The organism is Variovorax sp. GW821-FHT09D07, assembly GCF_059416345.1.
Genome location: NZ_JBWKOY010000003.1, coordinates 258,589 through 280,155, shown reverse-complemented (window position 1 = coordinate 280,155; position 21,567 = coordinate 258,589). Strand labels below are relative to the sequence as shown.

The 21,567-nt window shown below is 68.2% G+C and carries 21 protein-coding genes; 14 read left to right on the top strand and 7 right to left on the bottom strand.

Annotation, left to right across the window (positions count from 1 at the left end; translation table 11 throughout):
* Positions 1-92 precede the first annotated feature (92 nt).
* Complete coding sequence (locus tag AC07OX_RS12750) at positions 93-851, bottom strand: basic amino acid ABC transporter substrate-binding protein (RefSeq protein ID WP_095950484.1); 759 nt, start codon at positions 849-851, stop codon at positions 93-95.
* An 81-nt stretch (positions 852-932) separates the two neighbouring features.
* Positions 933-1,655, bottom strand: a complete 723-nt coding sequence (locus AC07OX_RS12745) for a hypothetical protein (protein ID WP_495261371.1) — start codon at positions 1,653-1,655, stop codon at positions 933-935.
* A 179-nt stretch (positions 1,656-1,834) separates the two neighbouring features.
* Here AC07OX_RS12745 and AC07OX_RS12740 point away from each other — a divergent pair, with 179 nt between their 5' ends.
* The 4 genes from AC07OX_RS12740 (at position 1,835) to AC07OX_RS12725 (ending at position 3,877) form a co-directional block, all read left to right on the top strand.
* Positions 1,835-2,479: a hypothetical protein gene (locus AC07OX_RS12740; RefSeq protein ID WP_139700769.1), complete on the top strand. Its 645-nt coding sequence runs from the start codon at positions 1,835-1,837 to the stop codon at positions 2,477-2,479.
* Between the two features lie 12 nt (positions 2,480-2,491).
* Entirely contained in the window at positions 2,492-3,034 is a 543-nt protein-coding gene (locus AC07OX_RS12735) for a GTP-binding protein (RefSeq protein WP_070063237.1), read from the top strand.
* Complete coding sequence (locus AC07OX_RS12730; protein ID WP_495261372.1) at positions 3,031-3,420, top strand: roadblock/LC7 domain-containing protein; 390 nt, start codon at positions 3,031-3,033, stop codon at positions 3,418-3,420. Before AC07OX_RS12735 ends, AC07OX_RS12730 begins: the two co-directional genes overlap by 4 nt.
* 97 nt (positions 3,421-3,517) lie before the next feature.
* The gene (locus tag AC07OX_RS12725) at positions 3,518-3,877 is read left to right on the top strand and encodes a hypothetical protein (protein ID WP_307695214.1); all 360 of its coding nucleotides are present in this window, start codon (positions 3,518-3,520) and stop codon (positions 3,875-3,877) included.
* A gap of 86 nt (positions 3,878-3,963) precedes the next feature.
* Here the strand turns inward: AC07OX_RS12725 and AC07OX_RS12720 are convergent, their stop codons facing one another.
* Entirely contained in the window at positions 3,964-4,440 is a 477-nt protein-coding gene (locus AC07OX_RS12720; RefSeq protein WP_062478228.1) for an Lrp/AsnC family transcriptional regulator, read from the bottom strand.
* Positions 4,441-4,618: 178 nt separating this feature from the next.
* Here AC07OX_RS12720 and AC07OX_RS12715 point away from each other — a divergent pair, with 178 nt between their 5' ends.
* The 5 genes from AC07OX_RS12715 (at position 4,619) to AC07OX_RS12695 (ending at position 14,290) form a co-directional block, all read left to right on the top strand.
* Positions 4,619-8,230, top strand: coding sequence for an indolepyruvate ferredoxin oxidoreductase family protein (locus AC07OX_RS12715; protein ID WP_495261373.1), 3,612 nt, complete (start codon positions 4,619-4,621; stop codon positions 8,228-8,230).
* 258 nt (positions 8,231-8,488) lie between these two features.
* Positions 8,489-8,824: a preprotein translocase subunit YajC gene (yajC, locus tag AC07OX_RS12710; protein WP_062478234.1), complete on the top strand. Its 336-nt coding sequence runs from the start codon at positions 8,489-8,491 to the stop codon at positions 8,822-8,824.
* 89 nt (positions 8,825-8,913) lie between these two features.
* Positions 8,914-10,797 carry a protein translocase subunit SecD gene (gene secD, locus AC07OX_RS12705; RefSeq protein WP_062478237.1) on the top strand — a complete coding sequence of 628 codons (1,884 nt, stop codon included), beginning with the start codon at positions 8,914-8,916 and terminating at the stop codon, positions 10,795-10,797.
* 18 nt (positions 10,798-10,815) lie between these two features.
* Positions 10,816-11,778 carry a protein translocase subunit SecF gene (gene secF, locus AC07OX_RS12700; protein ID WP_062478240.1) on the top strand — a complete coding sequence of 321 codons (963 nt, stop codon included), beginning with the start codon at positions 10,816-10,818 and terminating at the stop codon, positions 11,776-11,778.
* A gap of 112 nt (positions 11,779-11,890) precedes the next feature.
* Positions 11,891-14,290, top strand: a complete 2,400-nt coding sequence (locus AC07OX_RS12695; protein WP_495261374.1) for a DUF1631 family protein — start codon at positions 11,891-11,893, stop codon at positions 14,288-14,290.
* Positions 14,291-14,345: 55 nt separating this feature from the next.
* Here AC07OX_RS12695 and AC07OX_RS12690 read toward each other — a convergent pair whose 3' ends face one another.
* Genes AC07OX_RS12690 through AC07OX_RS12680 form a run of 3 tightly spaced genes read right to left on the bottom strand, consistent with a single transcriptional unit; the run spans position 14,346 to position 17,341 of the window.
* Positions 14,346-14,882, bottom strand: coding sequence for a Smg family protein (locus AC07OX_RS12690; protein ID WP_139700756.1), 537 nt, complete (start codon positions 14,880-14,882; stop codon positions 14,346-14,348).
* A gap of 59 nt (positions 14,883-14,941) precedes the next feature.
* Positions 14,942-16,084, bottom strand: coding sequence for a DNA-processing protein DprA (dprA, locus tag AC07OX_RS12685; RefSeq protein ID WP_495261375.1), 1,143 nt, complete (start codon positions 16,082-16,084; stop codon positions 14,942-14,944).
* Between the two features lie 33 nt (positions 16,085-16,117).
* Positions 16,118-17,341 (bottom strand): LysM peptidoglycan-binding domain-containing protein, encoded by a 1,224-nt coding sequence (locus AC07OX_RS12680; protein WP_159279203.1) that lies wholly within the window; start codon positions 17,339-17,341, stop codon positions 16,118-16,120.
* Between the two features lie 160 nt (positions 17,342-17,501).
* Here AC07OX_RS12680 and def point away from each other — a divergent pair, with 160 nt between their 5' ends.
* The 5 genes from def to AC07OX_RS12655 are packed head-to-tail and all read left to right on the top strand — an operon-like array spanning position 17,502 to position 20,548.
* Positions 17,502-18,023 (top strand): peptide deformylase, encoded by a 522-nt coding sequence (gene def, locus AC07OX_RS12675; protein WP_070063231.1) that lies wholly within the window; start codon positions 17,502-17,504, stop codon positions 18,021-18,023.
* Positions 18,020-18,517 (top strand): hypothetical protein, encoded by a 498-nt coding sequence (locus tag AC07OX_RS12670; protein WP_056577158.1) that lies wholly within the window; start codon positions 18,020-18,022, stop codon positions 18,515-18,517. Before def ends, AC07OX_RS12670 begins: the two co-directional genes overlap by 4 nt.
* The gene (gene fmt / locus AC07OX_RS12665) at positions 18,514-19,470 is read left to right on the top strand and encodes a methionyl-tRNA formyltransferase (protein ID WP_495261376.1); all 957 of its coding nucleotides are present in this window, start codon (positions 18,514-18,516) and stop codon (positions 19,468-19,470) included. The genes AC07OX_RS12670 and fmt overlap by 4 nt, the downstream gene beginning before the upstream one ends.
* Positions 19,470-20,210, top strand: coding sequence for an AzlC family ABC transporter permease (locus AC07OX_RS12660; RefSeq protein ID WP_495261377.1), 741 nt, complete (start codon positions 19,470-19,472; stop codon positions 20,208-20,210). Before fmt ends, AC07OX_RS12660 begins: the two co-directional genes overlap by 1 nt.
* Positions 20,207-20,548 (top strand): AzlD domain-containing protein, encoded by a 342-nt coding sequence (locus tag AC07OX_RS12655; RefSeq protein ID WP_095747259.1) that lies wholly within the window; start codon positions 20,207-20,209, stop codon positions 20,546-20,548. Before AC07OX_RS12660 ends, AC07OX_RS12655 begins: the two co-directional genes overlap by 4 nt.
* 10 nt (positions 20,549-20,558) lie before the next feature.
* On the opposite strand, the gene AC07OX_RS12650 is transcribed toward AC07OX_RS12655, so the two are convergent.
* On the bottom strand, positions 20,559-21,533 hold the full coding sequence (locus tag AC07OX_RS12650) for a Bug family tripartite tricarboxylate transporter substrate binding protein (RefSeq protein ID WP_495261378.1): 975 nt from the start codon (positions 21,531-21,533) through the stop codon (positions 20,559-20,561).
* Positions 21,534-21,567 lie beyond the last annotated feature (34 nt).

The following is a 21,567-nucleotide window of genomic DNA, read 5'->3' as shown; positions in this document are numbered from 1 at the left end:
CTTGCGTCCTCAACTCTCTGTCTATCTGTCGGTCAGCGGAAAAACGAAACGGCCGCGTGAGGGCGGCCGTGTTCAGGAAAATGCCGTGCGGCTCAGCGCACGTTCGGGTCCTTGTTGAACCACTTCTTGTAGATCGTCACGTAGCTGCCGTCGGCGCGGATGGCCGCCAGGCCGGCGCTGAGCTTGTCCAGCAGCGCCTTGTCGCCCTTCTTCACGACGATGCCGAAGCCCTCTTCGGGGAAGGACTTGTCGTCCAGCGTCTTCAGCTCGGGGTGCTGCGACACACGGTAGGCGATCACGCCGTTGTCGCCCATGGCGGCATCGACGCCGCCGCCGGCCAGCTCGGAAATGATGAGCGGCGTGCTCTCGAAGCGGCGGATGTTGGGGCTGGTCTTGCCGAACTCGCGCGAGGCGATGTCGTCGGCGGTGGAGGCACTGACCACGGCGATCTTCTTGCCCGTGAGGTCCTTCAGCGAGGCCACGGTGCTGTTCTTCGGCAGCGCGATCAGCTGGCGGGCCGCAAAGTACGGCGGCGTGAAGTCGTAGCTCTGCTTGCGCTTCTCGTTGATGGTGACGCCCGAGATCACGAGGTCGACGTCGCCGTTGTTCAGCGCGCCGAAGATGCCGGTGAACGGCGTGTTGACGATCTTGATCTTCAGGCCCTGCTGCTTGGCGATGGCGTTGATGATGTCGATGTCGAAGCCGACGATCTGCTTGTCCTTGTTCTCGAAGGCAAACGGCGCGTAGGTGGCGCTGGAGGCCACGGTGAGTTCGCGGTTCTGGGCCTGGGCACCGAAAGCGAGCGTGGCGGCAGCGAGGCCGAGGGCCAGGGCGCGGCGTAGAGAGTTCATTCGGGGTCCTTGTGTCTTTGCCGCCCGGCGGGAAGCGGTGGGCGAGCATTTTAGGCGGTCGCTATCAGGACCCCTTGTCGCCTACCGGGCGAACAGGAGGTAGAGCGCGACGGCAACCACGGCCACGACAGCGATCACCTTGCCCGCGCGGGGCGAGCCGGAGGCGCCAGTGGAGCTCCACGTCACGCTGTGGGTGCGCACGGTCTTCGTGCGCCCGCCACTGCTGCGCTCCGTGCGGACGAGCGCGTCGGCCACGACCTGCCGGCCTTCCGGCGAGACCGCGGACATCGGCGATGCAAGCGCCTGCAGCTGCGCAGGCGTCAGCACGCCGGTGCGCACGGCCCAGGCCAGCGTGGCGGCCGGCGAGGCGGGCGCCGCCCATTCGGGTTCCTGTGCGGGCAGCAGGCTGAGGGCTTGTGCGTGCTGCGCAGGATCGATCAACTGCAGCGCCTGCAGTTGATCGAGGGCGCTCTCAGTCACGCCGTCTTCCAGGCGGTTCGCCATGAGGCTGATCTCGAGCAGCACCCAGGCCGGCGCCTGGCCGCTGACCATGGCCACCGCGTTCGCCACGGTGCGGTGCGCCTCGTCTTGCGCACCGGGGGCGGCGCGGTCGCGCAGGCCGGGGAGCGCCTCCGGCGCGACGATGCCCTTGGCGGCGGCCCAGCCCAGCGCTTCGCTCGGGGTGCGCAGCGGCGCGTTCGGCAGGTCGGGGTGCGCGAGCGCCTGTGCGTGTTCGGCGTCGGTCAGCAGGCGCAGGGTGTGCAGGTGTGACAGGGCCCGTGGGCCAGCTTCTTCGGGATTCATGGGGCCCAGTGTCCCAGAGGTCTTGCGAAGGGCCGCGACGCCGGCCCGGCGCTCCCATCGTGTGCGTTACTTCTCGGTGCACGTCCAAATTTGGGCATCGAATCGATACACAACGCATCAATTAGTTAACACATATAACAATGAGGAACTATTAAAAGCAATTGCTCAGGGAAGAAGGTATGCCATTGGTTTTGGGCGTCATGGGGCTCCCTCAGGTCGAGGTCGAGCTGCTGCGGATCATCGTTCGCCTCAGCTCCAATCTCCGGTCGTTGTGGACGGTCAGCGAGTCGCAGCCCTGCGACCTGTTGCTGGTGGATGGCGATGCGCCGGCCGCCGAGCGGCAGACGCCGGCCGCGCGCTTCGTGGTGCCGATGGTGGCGCGCGGCGAGGCCGTGGCCGCCGCGCCCGCGCGCCGCACGCTGGCGCGCCCCATCTACGCGGAAGAGCTGGTCGCGCTGCTCAACCAGGTCGCGCCCAGCGGGGCCTCGGGCGACGCGGCGCGCGCCATGGTGCGCTCGATCCGCGCGCGCGCTTCGCTGATCCGCTGGCCCTCGCAGGTGACCCTGCAGCGCCATCCGATCTACGTGCGGCTGGCGGCGGCCCTGTCCAAGAGCGCGCAGTCGGCCGAAAGCCTCAGCGTGCTGGGGCGCATCGACGTGCAGGAGTGCAGCACCTTCCTCGGCCTGCTGGAGGAAGAAGGCGCGCTGACCTGGTCGGAGGAAGCCCGCGCGCCGCGCCCCTCGGGGGCCGGCGCCGGCGGCGAGGCCGCGCAGCACAAGCGGGGCCTGCTCTCGCGCATCCGCCGACGCCTCGGGCTGGCCTGAACGGGGCGCCGCATGAGGGACTTCAAGCTCGTCTTCACGGGCCCGATGGGCGTGGGCAAGACCACGGCCATCGCGGCCATCAGCGAGACCGCGCCGATCGCCACCGAGGTCGCCAACGCCGACACCTCGGTCGCCAAGGCCACCACCACGGTGGGGCTCGACTTCGGCCAGGTGACGCTGGACAACGGCGACCGGCTGCGCCTGTACGGCACGCCGGGCCAGAGCCGCTTCGACTTCATGTGGAAGATCCTGGTGCGCGATGCGCTGGGCCTGGCGATCCTGCTGGACAACAGCCGGCCCGACCCGATGGCCGACCTGGCCCAGTACCTGGACGGCTTCGCCGGCGCGCTCGAGCGCATGCCCTGCGCCGTGGGCGTGAGCCGCCTGCCGTCGCACCCCACCCCCACGCTCGACGACTACGCGCAGGCGCTGGCGGCGCGCGGGCTGGTGCTGCCGCTGCTGGCGGTCGACCCGCGCCGCAAGGACGACGTGGTCGCGCTGATCGAGACGCTGCTGATGCAGATCGAAGTGCTCGACGAGGAGGCCGCACCATGAAGATTCCCCACGCCCTGAAGCTGCGCGCCGCGGTCGAGGCGCGCCGCGTGCTCGACGAGGTCACGGGCATCGCCTCGGTGGTGATCGCCACGCCCGATGGCTTCGAGATCGCCAGCGTCGCGCGGCGCGACGTCGAGCCCGCACGCATCGCCGCCATGGCCAGCTCGATCGCCGCCATCGGCGCGGTGGTGTCGCAGGAGGCCGGCCTGGGCCGCTGCACCTGCATCACGGTCGCGACCGACAACGGCTTTGCGCTCGTCAGCCCGGTGCACAGCGGCGAGACCTCGCTGGTGGTGAACGTGATCGCCGACGCCGACGCGGTGCTCGCGCAGGCGATGTACCGCACGGCGGCCTGCGTGCGGGCGCTCGAGGCGCCGCAGTCCTAGGCCCTATCCACGAATTCACGGGCGGGGACGGATTGGCATGCGACGTCTCCACCCTCTTTTTTCATTCGCATGAATTTCACTCACAGGACTTACTGACATGGCCTCGATCCAGACCAGCCTCGACACCCTCCTGACCGCCGACGGCGCCCTGTGCGCTGCCGTGGTCGACTCCGCCAGCGGCATGATGCTGGGCGCCGCCGGCACCGGCGTGGACCTCGAAGTGGCCGCCGCCGGCAACACCGAAGTGATGCGCGCCAAGCTCAAGACGATGCGCGCGCTGGGCCTGAGCGACACCATCGAAGACATCCTCATCACGCTGGGCAAGCAGTACCACCTGCTGCGCCCGATGGCGCAGAAGGAAGGCGTGTTCATCTACTTCGTGCTCGACAAGGCGAAGTCGAACCTGGCGCTGGCCCGCCGCAAGCTGCAGGACGTCGAGAAGGACATCACCTTCTAACCAGATAGAAGGTGCACCGCCCTCGGGCGGATGGACGGGCCGGCTCCCTCGCGGGAGGCGGCCCTTTTTCTTTTCTGGAGGGGCGGCTACTTCGCCAGGTGCCCCAGCGGCAGCGCGCTGTTGGCCTTCACCTCGCCCAGCGAGAAGCTGGTGTGCAGGTCTTTCACGTTCGGCAGGTTCATGAGGTTCTGCCGCGCGAAGGCCGAGAAACCGTTCAGGTCCTGCGCCACCACCTGCAGCTCGAAGGTGCCGGTGCCGCTGATGTAGTGGCAGGCCACCACCTCGGGCATCTTGCGGATCGCGTCCTCGAGCTTGCGCGTGGCTTCGTGGGTGACGCGCTCGGTGTCCACGCGCACGAAGGCGAGCACGCCCAGCCCGATCTTGTGGCGGTCGATCTCGGCGCGGTAGCCCTTGATGAAGCCGGCGTCTTCCAGCGCGCGCACGCGGCGCCAGCAGGGCGCCGCCGACAGGCCCACGCGCTGCGCCAACTCGGCGTTCGTGAGGCGGCCATCGGTCTGCAGTTCTTGCAGGATAGCGAGGTCGAACTTGTCAATGCTTTCCATAGGGGTGGATGTTAAGCAAGATTCTTTCTGAAAGTCGTTTTTCCGAGGCAAAAAACGCAAACACCTGTCGCAGACCCCGGCATACACTTTGCGTCACCATGGGCTTGCGCCCTACCGGGCACAGACCCACACCCCTCAGCCAGGCCCACAAAGCCCTGCCAATACGGAGACAGAGAACATGAACGCCCCGCTGCCCGAGCACATTCGCCGCGCGCTAGAAACCGTCACGCTCGACGATAAATACAGCCTGGATTACGGTCGCGCCTTCATGAGCGGCGTGCAGGCCCTGGTCAAGCTGCCGATGCTGCAGCGCCTGCGCGACAAGCAGGTCGGCAAGAACACCGCCGGCTTCATCAGCGGTTACCGCGGCTCCCCGCTCGGCGGCTACGACCAGGCGCTGTGGAAGGCCAGCAAGTTCCTCAAGGAACAGAACATCGTCTTCCAGCCGGGCGTGAACGAAGAGCTCGCGGCCACGGCGCTGTGGGGCACGCAGCAGCTGGGCTTCTCGCCCCAGGGCACCAACAAGTTCGACGGCGTCTTCGGCATCTGGTACGGCAAGGGCCCGGGCGTGGACCGCTGCTCCGACGTCTTCAAGCACGCCAACATGGCCGGCACCACCGCCTGGGGCGGCGTGATCGCGGTGGCCGGCGACGACCACATCTCCAAGAGCAGCACGGCCGCGCACCAGAGCGACCACATCTTCAAGGCCTGCGGCACGCCGGTGTTCTTCCCGGCCAACGTGCAGGAAATCCTGGACCTCGGCATTCACGCCTTCGCGCTGAGCCGCTTCTCGGGCGTGTGGTCGGGCATGAAGACGATCCAGGAGATCGTCGAGTCCAGCGCCACGGCCATGATCGACCCCGAGCGCGTCGACATCGTCATTCCCACCGACTTCGAAATGCCGCCCGGCGGCCTGCACATCCGCTGGCCCGACCATGCGCTGGAGCAGGAAGCCCGGCTCATGCACTACAAGTGGTACGCCGCGCTGGCCTACATCCGCGCCAACCGCCTGAACCACAACGTGATCGAAGGCCCGAACGACCGCTTCGGCATCATGGCCAGCGGCAAGGCCTACAACGACACGCGCCAGGCGCTCATCGACCTGGGCCTGGACGACGCGGCCTGCCGCCAGCTGGGCATCCGCCTGCACAAGGTGGGCGTGGTGTGGCCGCTGGAGGCGCAGCTCACGCGCGAGTTCGCCACCGGCCTGCAGGAAATCCTGGTGGTCGAGGAGAAGCGCCAGGTCATCGAATACCAGCTCAAGGAAGAGCTCTACAACTGGCGCTCCGATGTGCGCCCCAACGTGGTCGGCAAGTTCGACGAAGGCGCCAGCTCCACGGATGACGGCTACTCCGGCGGCGAATGGTCGATGCCCAACCCGACCTCGCACACGCTGCTGCGCGCCAACGCCGACCTGAACCCGGCCCTCATCGCCAAGGCCATCGCCGCGCGCCTGAAGAAGACCGGCCTCTTGGCCGCCGCCGGCGCCGACATGGCCGCGCGCATCGACGCGCAACTGGCCATCCTGGAGGCCAAGGAACGCGCGATGGTGGTGCAGCAGGCGTCCACCAGCGTGGCCGACGCCACGCGCCAGCCCTGGTTCTGCTCGGGCTGCCCGCACAACACCAGCACCGTCGTGCCCGAAGGCTCGCGCGCGATGGGCGGCATCGGCTGCCACTTCATGGCGACCTGGATGGACCGCTCCACCATCGGCTTCACGCAGATGGGCGGCGAGGGCGTGCCATGGGTCGGCCAGCAGCCCTTCACGACCGACCAGCACATCTTTGCCAATCTGGGCGACGGCACGTACTTCCACAGCGGCCTGCTGGCGATTCGCCAGAGCATCGCGGCGGGCGTGAACATCACCTACAAGATCCTCTACAACGACGCGGTCGCCATGACCGGCGGCCAGACCGTGGGCGAGCGCCCCGAGGGCCACTCGGTGCTGCAGATCGCCGAGAGCCTGCACGCCGAAGGCGCCAAGAAGGTCGTCATCGTCACCGACGAGCCCGAGAAGTACGAGGGCGTGAACATTCCCGGCGACCACGTGCAGGTGAAGCACCGCGACCTGCTCGACGACATCCAGCGCGAGTTCCGCGCCATGTCCGGCACCACGGCCATCATCTACGACCAGACCTGCGCCACCGAGAAGCGCCGCCGCCGCAAGCGCGGCACGGCCGTCGATCCGGCCAAGCGCGTGGTCATCAACGAGCTGGTCTGCGAAGGCTGCGGCGACTGCAGCGTGCAGAGCAACTGCCTCTCGGTGGAGCCGCTGGAGACCGAGTTCGGCCGCAAGCGCACCATCAACCAGAGCAGTTGCAACAAGGACATGAGCTGCCTGAAGGGCTTCTGCCCGAGCTTCGTCACCGTCGAGGGCGGCCAGCTCAAGAAGAAGGGCAAGAACAAGGCGGCCACGCCGGCCGAGTTCGGCCTGCTGGCCGAGCCCGCCATTCCGTCGCTCGCGGGCGGCAAGGTCTGGGGCGTGGTGGTGGCCGGCGTCGGCGGCACGGGCGTGATCACCATCGGCCAGCTGCTGGGCATGGCCGCGCACATCGAGGCCAAGGGCATCGTCACGCAGGACGCGGCGGGCCTGGCGCAGAAGGGCGGCGCCACCTGGAGCCACGTGCTCATCGGCGACACGCAGGACGACATCCGCACCACCCGCGTGGGCACCGCGGCGGCGGACCTGATCCTGGCCTGCGACCCGCTCGTCACGATCAACGCCGAGACCATGGCGCGCATGCGCGAAGGGCGCACGCACGTGGCGCTCAACAGCCACAGCGCGCCCACGGCCGCCTTCGTGCGCAACGCCAACTGGCAGAACCCCGAAGACGCCTGCGCCGCTGAAATTGCGCGCGCCGTGGGCATCGACGGCCTGGGCGCCTTCGACGCCGATGCCGCCGCCACCGCGCTGATGGGCGACACCATCTACGTCAACCCGATGATCCTGGGCTACGCCTGGCAAAAGGGCTGGGTGCCGCTGGCGCACGAGTCGCTGATGCGCGCCATCGAGCTGAATGCCGTGGCCATCGAGAACAACAAGACCGCCTTCGAGTGGGGCCGCCAGGCCGCCGTGCGTCCGGACGAGCTGCAAAAGCGCGTGCGCCCGGGCCAGGTCATCGAGTTCAAGAAGCGCGAGACGGTCGAGGCCCTGGTGGCGCGCCGCGCCGAGTTCCTGACCGGCTACCAGAACGCCGCCTACGCCGAGGAATACAAGGCCTTCGTCGGCCGCGTGCAGCAGGTCGAGTCGGCCGTCGGCAAGAGCACGGGCCTGGCCGAAACGGTGGCGCGCTACCTGTTCAAGCTCATGGCCTACAAGGACGAGTACGAAGTCGCCCGCCTGCACACCGACCGCACCTTCCTGGACCGCGTCGAGGGCATGTTCGAAGGCGACTACAAGCTCAACTACCACCTGGCGCCGCCGCTGCTTGCAAAGAAGAACACCAAGGGCCAGTTGCAGAAGCAGAAGTTCGGCCCCTGGATGCTCACGGGCTTCCGCTTCCTGGCGAAGCTCAAGGGTCTGCGCGGCACGGCACTCGATGTCTTCGGCCGCACCGAAGAGCGCAAGACCGAGCGCGCCCTCATCGGCGAGTACCGCGCCAGCATCGAGGAAGTGCTCAAGGGCCTGCGCGCCGACAACCACGCGCTGGCGCTGGAGATCGCGAGCCTGCCCGAGCAGATCCGCGGCTACGGCCACGTCAAGGAGCGCAACCTCGCGGCGGCCCGCACCCGCTGGACCGAGCTGATGGGCAAGTGGCGCAACCCCCAGGCGCAGCGCGCAGCGGCCTGATCCGACAGGCCCGTTTCCCCTGACAAAGAGCGCCCCTGCGGCGCTCTTTGCTATTTAAACGATAGCTGAAAGCCCTCGGGGGTGCGCCGGATAAGGGCGCGAAACGGCCATCCGCGCCGAATACAATGCCCGACTGCGCGCGGCCTCCCCCGCCGAGCCTTTGACTTGCGGCCCGCATCCCTCGTGGGCGCGGAACCGCGGGCCCGGCCCGCGCATCTGAAGTCTTTTTCTTCTCTCTTCCCTCTGCTGGAGACTCTCTTGTTCATTTCCTCTGCTTTCGCTCAAACCGCGCCCGCAGCCGCCGGTGGTGGCGACATGTTGTCTTCGCTGGGCAGCATGCTGCCGCTGGTGCTGATGTTCGTGGTGCTGTATTTCGTCATGATCCGCCCGCAAATGAAGCGCCAGAAAGAGGCCCGCGCCATGATCGAAGCCCTGGCCAAGGGTGACGAAGTCGCCACGGCAGGCGGCGTGCTCGGCAAGATCACCTCGCTGAACGACCAGTACCTCGGCCTGGAAATCGCCAACGGCGTCGAGATCAAGATCCAGCGCAGCGCGGTGGTCCAGGTGCTGCCCAAGGGCGCCGTCAAGCAATAAAAGCGTGAGCTGAACCTTGCGCTTCAGGGCGCAGGGCCCCAAGTCACGCCGTGTTCCATTTCTGAAACGCTTGTGAAAAGCGCCTTCTCATGAACCGTTACCCGGTCTGGAAGTACACGATCATCGTGATCGTGCTGCTCGTGGGGCTCATCTACGCCCTGCCCAATTTCTTCGGCGAGGCACCCGCGGTGCAGGTGTCCGCGGCCAAGACGACCGTCAAGGTCGATGCCGCCACCCAGACCCGGGTCGAGGAGGCGCTGAAGGCGGCCGGCCTGACGCCCGACCTGGTGACGCTGGACGCCGGCTCGCTGCGCGCCCGCTTCACCACCACCGACGACCAGCTCAAGGCGCGCGACGTCGTGCAGCGCGCCCTGGTGCCCGACGCCAGCGATCCGCCCTACACGGTGGCGCTGAACCTGCTGTCGCGTTCGCCCAAGTGGCTCACGTCGCTGCATGCGTTCCCGATGTACCTGGGCCTGGACCTGCGCGGCGGCGTCGACTTCCTGCTGCAGGTCGACATGAAGGGCGCCATCGACAAGAAGGCCGAATCGTTCGCGAGCGACCTGCGCACCACCTTCCGCGACAAGAGCATCCGCGGCACCCAGGTCAGCCGCAACGGCCAGACCGTCGAGGTGACCTTCCGCGACGCGGCCTCGCTGGAGACCGCCAAGCGCCTGATCGTGGACCAGTTCCCCGACCTCAGCACCACCGACACGCAGGACGGCACCAACTGGCGCCTGACCGCCACCATCAAGCCCGAGGCGGCTCGCCGCCTGCAGGACGCCGCGCTCAAGCAGAACATCACGACCCTGCACAACCGGATCAACGAACTCGGCGTGGCCGAGCCGGTGATCCAGCAGCAGGGCCTGGACCGCATCGTCGTGCAGCTGCCCGGCGTGCAGGACACGGCCAAGGCCAAGGAAATCCTGGGCCGCACCGCCACGCTCGAAATGCGCATGGTCGACGAAAGCGCCGAAGGCCGCGCGGCCGAACTGAGCGGCGCGCCCGTGCCCTTCGGCTCCGAGAAATTCCTCGACCGCGGTGGTCGTCCGGTGATCGTGAAGAAGCAGGTGCTCGTCACCGGCGAGAACCTCACCGACGCCCAGCCCGGCTTCGACCAGCAGAGCAACCAGCCCAAGGTCGACCTGACCATGGACGCCAAGGGCGGTCGCATCATGCGCGACGTCAGCCGCGAGAACTACAAGAAGCGCATGGCCATGCTGATCTTCGAGAAGGGCAAGGGCGAAGTGCTCACGGCCCCGTCGATCAACGGCGAGCTGGGCAACCGCTTCCAGGTCTCGGGCTCGATGACGGTGGCCGAAGCCAGCGACCTCGCCCTGCTGCTGCGCGCCGGCTCGCTGGCCGCGCCCATGGAGATCATCCAGGAGCGCACGATCGGCCCGACGCTCGGCGCCGACAACATCGAAAAAGGCTTCAAGAGCGTGATGTACGGCTTCCTGGCCATCATGGTCTTCATGTGTGCCTACTACGCGCTGTTCGGCCTGTTCTCGTCGATCGCGCTGGCCGTGAACCTGATGCTGCTGGTCGCCATTCTCTCGATGCTGCAGGCCACGCTCACGCTGCCCGGCATCGCGGCCATGGCGCTGGCCATCGGCGTGGCCATCGACTCCAACGTGCTGATCAACGAGCGCGTGCGCGAAGAGCTGCGCAACGGCGCCTCGCCGCAGGCCGCCATCCATGCCGGCTACGACCGCGCCTGGGGCACGATTCTCGATTCGAACGTGACCACGCTGATCGCGGGCATTGCGCTCTTGGCCTTCGGCTCGGGTCCGGTGCGCGGCTTCGCGGTGGTGCACTGCATCGGCATCGTCACCTCGATGTTCTCCGCCGTGTTCTTCTCGCGTGGCCTCGTGAACTTCTGGTACGGCCAGAAGAAGAAGCTCAAGTCTGTGTCGATCGGCACCGTCTGGCGGCCCAAGACCGACGGCACGGCCGTGGTCGACACCAAGTAACGGCCGAGGGCCATCGCCATGGAATTCTTCCGCATCCACAAGACCATCCCGTTCATGCGCCATGCCCTGGTGCTGAACATCATTTCCTTCGCAACCTTTGCGCTGGCGCTGTTCTTCCTGTTCCACCGCGGGCTGCACCTGTCGGTGGAGTTCACCGGCGGCACGGTGATGGAAGTGGCCTACGAGCAATCGGCCGACATCGGCAAGGTGCGCGAGGCTGTCACCAAGCTCGGCTATCCCGAAGTGCAGGTGCAAAACTACGGAACCTCGCGCGACGTGCAGATCCGCCTGCCCACCCAGAAGGGCATGAGCTCCGACCAGCAGAGCGCGCAGGTCATGCAGGCGCTGAAGTCGGTCGACCCGTCGGCCACGCAGCGCGGCATCGAGGTCGTCGGACCGCAGGTCGGCGACGAGCTGACCTCCAACGGCATCAAGGCGCTGGCCATGGTGGTGATCGGCATCATGATCTACCTGGCGTTCCGTTTCGAATGGAAGTTCGCGCTGTCCACCGTGCTGGCCAACCTGCACGACGTGGTGATCATCCTGGGCTTCTTCGCCTTCTTCCAGTGGGAGTTCTCGCTGGCGGTGCTGGCGGCGGTGCTGGCGGTGCTGGGCTACTCGGTGAACGAGTCGGTCGTGATCTTCGACCGCGTGCGCGAGAACTTCCGTCGTTACCGCAAGATGACGACCACCGAAGTCATCGACAACGCGATCACCTCGACCATCAGCCGCACGATCATCACCCACGGCTCCACGCAGCTCGTGGTGCTGTCGATGTTCTTCTTCGGCGGCCCCACGCTGCACTACTTCGCGCTGGCGCTGACCATCGGCATCTGCTTCGGCATCTACTCGTCGTGCTTCGTGGCCGCCGCGATCGCGATGTGGCTGGGCGTGAAGCGTGAAGACCTGATCAAGGGCCCGCCGGTCAAGCGCGACGGCGACTCCGGCGGCGACGACCCGAACGCCGGCGCCGTCGTCTGAGGGATACTTCGGCGCCAGCTTCGCGTCACCCGCACTTGTGCGGTGGCGCATCCCGATGCAAGCTCGGGGCTGTCGCCGATGAACCGTTCTCTCCGGCCTTTCCGATCCATCAATGAGCACTGCGCGGTCCGCTTCTTCCCTGCAGCTCGCACGCGAGGCGCGTGAGCGTTTCGTAGCGGCCACGGAAGGCGCGATCGCTCCGCTGGCCCAGGCCATCCGCGACCGGCTGACCGCGGTGGCCTCCGATGTCGGCAGCGCGCGCAGCATGCAGGAAAGCCGCGACGACCTCGTGGCGTTCCAGGGCCATGCCTCGCAGTGGGTGTCGCTGGCGCAGACCGGCTGGCGCAAGGCGCTGGGCACGGGCCCGGCGGGCGGCACCTCGTCGGCCCCCGCGGCGCTGCGGCTGGAGCTCATCGGCGACGAGGTGGTCGAGAGCAACATCCTCGCCTCGCGCCTCGCTCAGACCATCCACGACAAGGCCAGCTTCGAACTCAGCGACCTGCGCCTGCGCATCCAGCACCTCGAGGGCACGCACGAGCTCGATGCCCGGGACGTGCTGAAACCCGAGACCCTGGCCAAGCTGCTGGTGGAACAGTGGCTGGCCGCCGGCCTGAGCCGCGAGGCCTGGGGCCGCGTGCAGGGCACGGCGCAGCAGGCCCTGGCGGACGTGGTCGTGAAGGCCTACGAAAGCGCCAACGCCTTCCTGATCGCGCAGGGCGTGATGCCCGAAATCGACCTCAAGAGCTTCGTGCGCCGCACGGGCGATTCGGGCGGCGGCCCGTCGTCCATGGGCATGCCGGTGTCGTCGAGCATGCCGATGGGGCAGGGCGCGCCGGCGGGTGCGGCGGTGCCGCACGGCCAGCAGCCATCGCAGCAGCAGCAGCGTCCGGGCTTTGCTTTCCAGGCCTCGCATGCGGCGTCCGTGCCGTCGTCGGGGCCGGCCTCCAGCTCGATGATGGGCAGCTCGCCGCTCGCCTTCGCGCGGCAGCGCGCGCAGACCGCGCTGCTGAGCCTCAAGCGCTTTGTCGCCGCGCGCATCGGCGGCGAGGCCGGCGCCTCGCAACCGGGCGGAGGCACGACCGGCACCGGCGGCGGCGTGGCCGCGCCCCGCGTGTTTTCACGCACCTTTGCCGGCGCCATCGCCGATGCCGAGGTCGCCTACCGCATGGCGGCCACGCAGTACATGGACGGCGGCGGCGAGCAGGCCACGCTGATCCAGCAGACCGCGGTCGACCTGCGCCGGCGCACCGCCGAGCTCAAGAAGCGCGCGCCCACCACGGCCGACAAGGCCACGGTCGAGATCGTGGCGCTGATGTTCCAGGCCATCCTCGCGGAAGAGCGCATTCCGTTCTCCGCGCGCGTCTGGTTCGCGCGGCTGCAGATGCCCGTGCTGCGCGTGGCCATCGCCGAGCCCGAATTCTTCGGCACCCTGCAGCACCCCGCGCGCATGCTGATCGACCGCATGGGCTCGTGCGTGATGGGCTTCGACGCCGCCGCCATCACCGGCAGCGCGCTCGAGAACGAGATCAAGCGCGTGGTGCAGGTGATCGAGCAGTACCCCGAGACCGGCCAGCGCGTGTTCAAGCTGGTGTTCGACGAGTTCGTCGCTTTTCTCAGCCGCTACCTCACGCAGAGCGACGCCACGCAGCGCGTCATGAGCGTGGCGCAGCAGGTCGAGCAGAAGGAGACGATGGCGATCCAGTACACCATCGAGTTGCGCAAGATGCTCAACGACATGCCGGTGCGCGACGAGATCCGCGAGTTCCTGTTCAAGGTCTGGGCCGAGGTGCTGGCCATCGCCGCGCTGCGCTACGGCGCGCAGGGCGAGCACACCGTGATGCTCAAGCGCGTGGCCTCCGAGCTGGTCTGGGCCGCGAGCGCCAAGCCCAACCGCGCCGACCGCGCCCGCGTGATCCAGGACCTGCCGCAGCTGCTGCAACGCCTGCGCCAGGGCATGGACCTGCTGGGGATCGTCGGCGAGCCGCAGGAAGGCCACATCAAGACCATCGGCGCCACGCTCACCGACGCCTTCATGTCGAAGACCGAGGCCATTCCCCAGGCCAAGATCGAGGCCATGGCCGAGCGGCTGGCGCACCTGGAAGACTTCGTGACCGACGACGGCAGCGCCTCCAGCCTGCCGCTGGACGCGCAGAGCATCGAGCTGCTGCTCGGCGTGGACGCGACGGCGATCGAGGTCATTTCCGACACCGCCGGCGTCAAGGTGGCCGAGGACATGCTCGCGTGGACCCACGAACTGCAGGTCGGCAACTGGTTCATGCTGGACCACAACGACCGCGTGACCCAGGTCCAGTTCGTCTGGCGCAGCGACCGCAAGCAGCTGCACCTGTTCGCCTCGGCCGACGGCCGCAGCTTCCTCATCCAGGCCGGACGGCTGGCGATGTACCTGCAGGCCGGCCTGCTGGTGCCGGCCGAGGAAGAAACGCTCACCGCGCGCGCGACGCGCGAGGCGCTGGCGAAGCTCGATGCGAATCCCGAGCGGCTGCTGAACTAGTCAGCCGCGCGGCTGTTCTCGTCTGTGGGGAAGTGCGCGCAGCTCGGAGGCGAGCTCAGTGTGCCGTACGGCCTTCGCGGCTCTCGCAAAGCTCGTCGAGCACGAGTGCGTCGGGCTCGATGCCCGTGCTCCAGTGCACCATCAGCACGATGATCTTGAGTTCGTCCAACGCCACCGGGTCGCCCGGCGCGGCCATCGCGCGCTCGACGACGATCTCACGCAGGCCGCAGGGCAGCACGTTCGACAGCTCGAGAAAACGGATGAAGCCGAGGCATTCGGCGCCGAGGTGTTCCTGCTCCGACGGCGAGTACACGCGCATCGACTGGCTCGACTGGGGCAGCGCCGCATCGGGTGCACCGCCCAGCGTGACGCGGGCAGTGGTGATGGCGTTGTCGTCATCGCCTTCGCTGGCCTGGTGTTCAAACTGCAGGCCTTGCGTGGCAAGGCTCAGGCCATCGAGCCACTGCAGGGCGTCGCGTATTTCGTCCGCCTCGAAACCGTGCGCACTGAGCTTGCGGCCCAGCTGTTCGGGTTCGGGGCAGGCATCGCCGCGCCAGTAGTTTTCATACACAAACACGAGCACTTCGAACATGGGCCCAATATAGCCGAGGAATCTGTCGTGTGTCCCCAGGCTTTCGTGCACTTCGTGCGTCAGCCGACGGCGGCTCTTTGAAACAGGCCGCCGGGCAAACGCGAGACATGCCCGTCGAGTTCAAGCTCGAGCATCTTCGCCTGCAGTTGGGCCGCGCTCCAGCCGGTGCGTGCGCTCAGCGCATCGAGGCTCACCGGGTCGAAGCCGAGGGCGTCGAGCAGCGGGTGCTCCGGGGCCGGCGAAGGCGCGTCGCTGACAACTGTGCGAACGGGCGGTGCCAGCGGCGGCAGTTCTTCGAGGATGTCGCTCACCGACTCGACCAGCTTCGCGCCTTGGCGGATCAGCGCATGGCAGCCGCGCGATTGCGGCGAGTGGATCGAGCCCGGGATCGCGAACACTTCCTTGCCCTGCTCCGACGTGAGCCGCGCGGTGATGAGCGAGCCCGAGGCCAGCGCGGCCTCGACCACCAGTGTGCCGCGCGCCAGGCCCGCGATGAGGCGGTTGCGCTTGGGAAAGTTCTGCGTGAGGGGCGGCGTGCCCAGTGGCAGCTCGCTCACGATCAGCCCTTGCAGCGTGATGCGGTGCGCCAGGTCGCGGTGCCGCGCGGGGTACACGCGGTCCAGGCCGGTGCCGACCACGGCCACCGTGGCGAGTACCGGTGCGTCGCCGGCCGCGTCGAGCGCGCCCAGATGCGCCGCCCCATCGATGCCGAGCGCCAGTCCCGAGACCACGGGCAGGCCCGCTTCGCCCAGCGCCCGTGCGAAGGCGCGCGCATGGCTGGCGCCTTGCGGCGTCGGGTTGCGGCTGCCGACCACGGCAAGGCTGCGGCCGAGTTGCGTGAGGTCGAAGGCGGCGGCGCCGAGCACGTAGAGCATCAGCGGCGGGTCGACCATCTCGAGCAGCGAGCCCGGGTAGCCGGCGTCGCCGAGCGTCACGACGCGGCGCGTGATGGCGCCGCCGGTGGCGTCGTCTGCGGGGTGCAGCCATTGCCAGGTCTGGTCGACCTGCGCCTGCAGGCCGGAGGGCGGCTGCTTGAGCGCGGCGGCCTGGGCGGTGCTGACGACTTCGCACAGCGTTGCCTCGGGCTGCGCGAAGATCGCGTCAGGCAGCCCGAAGGCCGCGAGCAGGCGGCGTGCGGCGCCGTCGCCGACGCCTGGGGTCAGTGAAAGTCGCAGCCAGCCTGCGAGTTCTGCGCGTTCCAAACGAGTGTGCGAGAAAGAAGCCTCAGGCGCGTGTCAGGGATTGACGAGGAAGTCGCCGGCGCGGGGAGTGTCGTTGATTTCGAGCACCAGTGCGTACGAGACTTTCTCGAAGGTGCGGAACACCATCAGCAGGCCGATGCGTTCGTTCGGCAGCTTGATGGTTTCCTTGCGGGCGCCGGTGCGGTCGAGGATGGTCTCGCCGTTCTTCAAAATGGCCAGCACATGGCCGTTGTCGACGCCGTCGCGCGTGCCCTTGTTGATGGCCACGACCTGGTTCTGCGCCGCGTACTGCACGGCGTTGCCGTAGACCGACACGATGCGGCCGTCCACCTGGGTGGAGGGCGCGCGCGGTGCGTAGCTCAGCAGCTGGCGCGGGGGCTCGGGCAGCAGGCGGTCGCCGGCGCGCATTTCCTCGCGCGACGCGATGATGTCGATGCTGGCCGGCACGACCGTGATGACGTCCTTGTCGCCGGTCGTCTCGATGGTGGTCGATTCGCCGCGCTGCAGCTGGGCCTTGCCCAGGTACTGCGCCTCGTAGCCGAGGATTTCGCCGGTGCCGGGGTCTTTCAGCGGCGTGGCGCTGCGGAAGATGCGGTAGTGCTGCACCGGGCCCGGCTTTTCGACCAGCGGCGACTCGGCATTGCCGCGCGCATAGGCGCGGTCGCCGCGCGACAGCAGCACGCGGCTGTCGTTGCCAGCCACGATGCGCGGTGCGGCGTCGAGCGTGTTGGCGTCGACCACGATGGGTTCGCTGAGGAAGGGCTCGATCAGGCTCGGGTTGAGCGTGGGCAGGGCCATGCCGGCGAGCGAGTCGAAGCGCGTGCGCGGCGACAGCTTGATGGTGCCGCCGTCGACGCCGCCCACGCTGCGGCGGGTGGTCAGGCGCGCGCGGCCGCCGCTCTTGTCCAGGTACAGCACCTGCCCCGGGTAGATGCGGTGCGGGTCCTGGATCTCGTTGATGTTCATGCCCCACAGCTCCGGCCAGCGCCAGGGGCGCAGCAGGTACAGGCGCGAGATGGCCCAGAGCGTGTCACCGGGCTTGACGGTGTACTCGTCGGGCGCCTTCGGCGACAGCTCGCTCAGCGGCACGCCGGCCTGGGCGGTCTGCTGGGCGGTGGCGCGCTGCTGGGGCGTGACGGGGTAGGTCGTCTGCGCCCAGGCCGCCGTGGCGCCGCAACTGCCGGCCACTGCCAGGGCGGCCGTCCAGAAGGCAAAGAAGGTCGGGCGCTGGTGTTCGGTGGAGCTGGGCTGTGTCATGTCTGGATGGGTGAGCGCACGAAGTATCGTGGCGCATACGAATCTCACAATTTGCTACGAATTCTGCGCCCGAAGCCCTTGCAAGGGCAACGTTTTCGCGCCAATGCGCCGCGACGCGTCGCGGAATTGGCGAAAATAGCCACAACTTCCCCCCGATTTCATGGCCAAACGAATCATTCTGAGTTACCCCGACAAGCGTCTGCACACGGTGGCCAAGCCGGTGCAGGGCGTGGACGCGCGCATCAAGACGCTGGTCGCCGACATGCTGGAAACCATGTACGACGCGAGCGGCATCGGCCTGGCCGCGACCCAGATCGACGTGCACGAGCGCGTGGTCGTGATCGACGTCTCCGAAGAGCGCAACGAGCCGATCGTGCTCATCAACCCGGAAATCACCTGGGCCAGCGACGAAAAAGTGCTGAATGAAGAGGGCTGCCTCTCGGTGCCCGGCATCTACGACGGCGTGATGCGTTCCACCTCGGTGAAGGTCCAGGCGCTCGACGCCGACGGCAACACCCACACCATCGAGGCCGACGGCCTGCTGGCCGTGTGCATCCAGCACGAGCTCGACCATCTCATGGGCAAGGTGTTCGTCGAATACTTGTCGCCGCTCAAGCGCAACCGCATCAAGAGCAAGCTCCTCAAGCAGCAGCGCGAGGACATGAAAGAAGCACGGGCATGAGCCACCGGGCTGCGTGGTCCTCGCTGGCCGCCGCCGGACTGTTGTTCCTGGCGGGTTGCGTCAGCGAACCCACGCGCATCCAGCCCGGCACCTCCGCCGCCGAAACCCTGCAGCGCCTGGGCGCGCCCACCGGCCGCTACCCGCTCAACGGCGGCGGCGAGCGCCTGCAGTACTCGCGCATGCCGGCCGGCTTCGAGGTGGTCGACATCGACCTCGACGCATCTGGCAAGGTCGTCTCGGTGACCCAGGTGCTGACCGAGGCGCGCTTCGGCCACGACATCCAGGTCGACCGCTGGCGCCAGAACGAGGTGCTGGCCTTCTACGGCAAGCCCTACGAAATCAGCCGCGTCAGCTCCTTCGACGGCACCGTCTGGACCTGGCGCTACAAGGCCATCAACGAGCGCCGCATGCTCTATATCTACATCGACCCCACCGGCGTGGTGCGCCGGTACCACACGGGGGATGACCTCGAATTCGAACGGATCCGGGATTGAGCGCGTTGAAAGTCGTTTTTGCGGGCACGCCCGAGTTCGCGCGCGTCGCCCTCGAGGCCATTGCCGCCGCCGGCCATGACATCGTCGGCGTGATGAGCCAGCCCGACCGGCCCGCCGGCCGCGGCATGAAGCTGCAGGCGTCGCCCGTCAAGCAGTGCGCCGTGGCCCACAACTGGCCCGTGGCCCAGCCACGCAGCCTGCGGCTCGACGGCAAGTACCCCGACGAGGCCACGGCCGCGCGCGACACGCTGCTCGCGTGGCAGCCCGACGTGATGGTGGTCGCGGCCTACGGGCTGATCCTGCCGCAGTGGGTGCTCGACCTGCCGGTGCACGGCTGCCTCAACATCCACGCCAGCCTGCTGCCGCGCTGGCGCGGCGCGGCGCCGATCCACCGCGCCATCGAGGCCGGCGACGCACAGACCGGCATCACCATCATGCAGATGGACGCGGGCCTGGACACCGGCGACATGCTGCTGCGCGAGGCGATCGACATCGCACCCGGCGAGAACACCGCCCGCCTGCACGACCGCCTGGCCGCGCTCGGCGGCCGCATGGTGGTCGAGGCGCTGGCGCAGATCGGGCAACTCACCCGCACGCCGCAGCCCACCGAAGGCATCACCTACGCCCACAAGGTCGAGAAGCACGAAGCGCTGATCGACTGGACGCAGCCGGCCGCGGCCATCGTGCGCCGCGTGCTGGCCTTCGATCCGTTCCCCGGTGCCAACAGCCCGCTCGGCGGCGAGACCGTCAAGCTCTGGGCCGCGCACGTGGCGCCCGGCAATACGGGGGCCGCGCCCGGCACCGTCGTCTCGGCCGACGCAACGGGCGTCGCCGTGGCGGCATCGGATGCGACTGTGGTGCTCACCGAACTGCAACGCCCGGGCGGCAAGCGCCTGCCCGCGGCCGATTTCCTGCGCGGCTTCGACCTGAAGGCCGGCCAGGTCTTCGGCTGATGTTCCTCTCGCCCACGCTGCGCCGCCAGCCCGAGTTCCGCGGCGGCATGCGCGACATGGCCTCGGCCGCGCTCGGCATCGGTGCCTGGGGCCTGATGACCGGCGTGGCCATGGTCAAGTCGGACATGAGCGTGCTCGAGGCCGTGGCGATGACGCTGTTCGTCTACGCCGGCAGCTCGCAGCTGGCCGCCATTCCGCTGCTGGCCGCGGGCGCGCCGGCCTGGGTGATCCTGGCGACGGGCTTCTGCGTCAACCTGCGCTTCGTGGTGTTCAGCCTGCACCTGCGGCCCTACCTCATGCACATGCCGCGCTGGCGCCGCCTGCTGCACGGCTACCTGACGGCCGACCTGAGCTACGCGCTCTTCACGAAGCAGTACACGGCCCCGCCGACCACGCCCGCCGAACGGCTGGCGCAAGAGGCCTACCTCACCGGCAACTACTTCGTGACCTGGTGCGCGTGGATGGGCATGAGCCTGCTGGGCATCGCGCTGGCCAACCTCATTCCGCAGACCTGGGGCCTGGGCTTTGCCGGCGTGCTGAGCCTGGTGGCCATCGTCTGCTCGATGGCGACGACGCGGCTGCGCGTGCTGGCCGCGCTCATCGCGGGCGCCACGGCGGTCGCGGCCTACGCGCTGCCGCTCAAGCTCAACATCGTGGTCGCGATCGGCGTGGCGGTGCTGCTGTGCTTCTGGCTCGAAAAGCAGTTCGGGCTCGACCCCGACGCGGAGGACGACAAGTGAGCGGCGGCGGTACCGACTGGTGGTCCCTGGCCGTGATCGCGGGCCTCGCCGGCGTCACCGTGCTCACGCGCTGCTTCTTCTTCATCCTCGACCGGCCCTGGGGCCTGCCCGAGTGGGCGCACCGCGCGCTGCACTACGCGCCGGCCGCCGCGCTGGCCGGCGTGATCGCGCCCGAGATCGTGATGACGCAGGGCCACCTGATCACCACGCTGCACGACGCGCGCCTCTACGCGGCGGTCGTCGGCGGCGCCTACTACTTCTGGCGGCGCGGCGTGCTCGGCACGATGCTGGCCGGCATGGCCGTCTACCTGCCCCTGCACCTCGGCCTGGGCTGGTGATCGGCTCAGACTAGTCGAGCTTCACGCCGGCGGTCTTGATGATGTTGCCCCAGCGCTCGCTCTCCGCGCGCGAGAGCTTGTAGAAGTCCTGCGGCGTGCCCGGCAGCGCCTCGAAGCCGAACTCCGCAAACAGCTTCACCACCTTCGGTGCCTTCATCGCCTTGTGCAGCTCGGTGTTGATGCGCGCCACGGCTTCGGGCGGCATGCCGGCCGGGCCGATCAGGCCGTGGAAGGCGTAGGCGTTGACGTCGCTGAAGCCGGCCTCGACAAAGGTCGGCACCTCGGGCAACGCACCGGCGCGCTGCGGCAGCGCGATGGCCAGCACGCGCACCTTGCCCGACTTGATGATCGGCAGGCCCGAGGCCAGGTCGAGCATCATCGTCGGCACCTGGCCGCCCATCACGTCGGTCATGGCGGGCGCGGCGCCCTTGTACGGCACGTGGGTGATCGTGAGGCCCGCCTTCTGCTTGAACAGCTCCATTGCCATATGGTGCGGCGAGCCGTTGCCGGGCGAGGCGTAGCTCACCTTGTCGGGGTTGGCCTTCACGTAGCGCACGAACTCGGCCACGTTCTTCGCGGGAAAGTCGGGGTGCACGACCAGCGCCACCGGGAAGCGCCCGATGGTGCCGATGTAGGTGAAGTCGGTTGCCGGCTTGTAGGGCAGCTTGGCGAACATGTGCTCGTTGAACAGCAGCGCCGCGTTCTCGGCCTGCATGATCGTGTAGCCGTCGGGCTTGGCTTGCATCATCACCGACACGCCGATGTTGGTCGACGCGCCGGGGCGGTTGTCGATGATCAGCGGCTGGCCCAGCGACGGCTGCATCGCCTCGGCCAGCGAACGCGCGAGGTTGTCGGTGCCGCCGCCGGCCACGTAGGGCACGATCCATTTCACGGGCTGGCTCGGGTAGGCCGCCGGTTGCGCCGACGCGAAGGGGGCGGCGGCGAGTGCGAGGGTCGCGGCCAGCAGGGGAAGAAGGCGTTTCATCGTTTGTTGTCTCCGTTGCTTTGTTGAAAAAGGG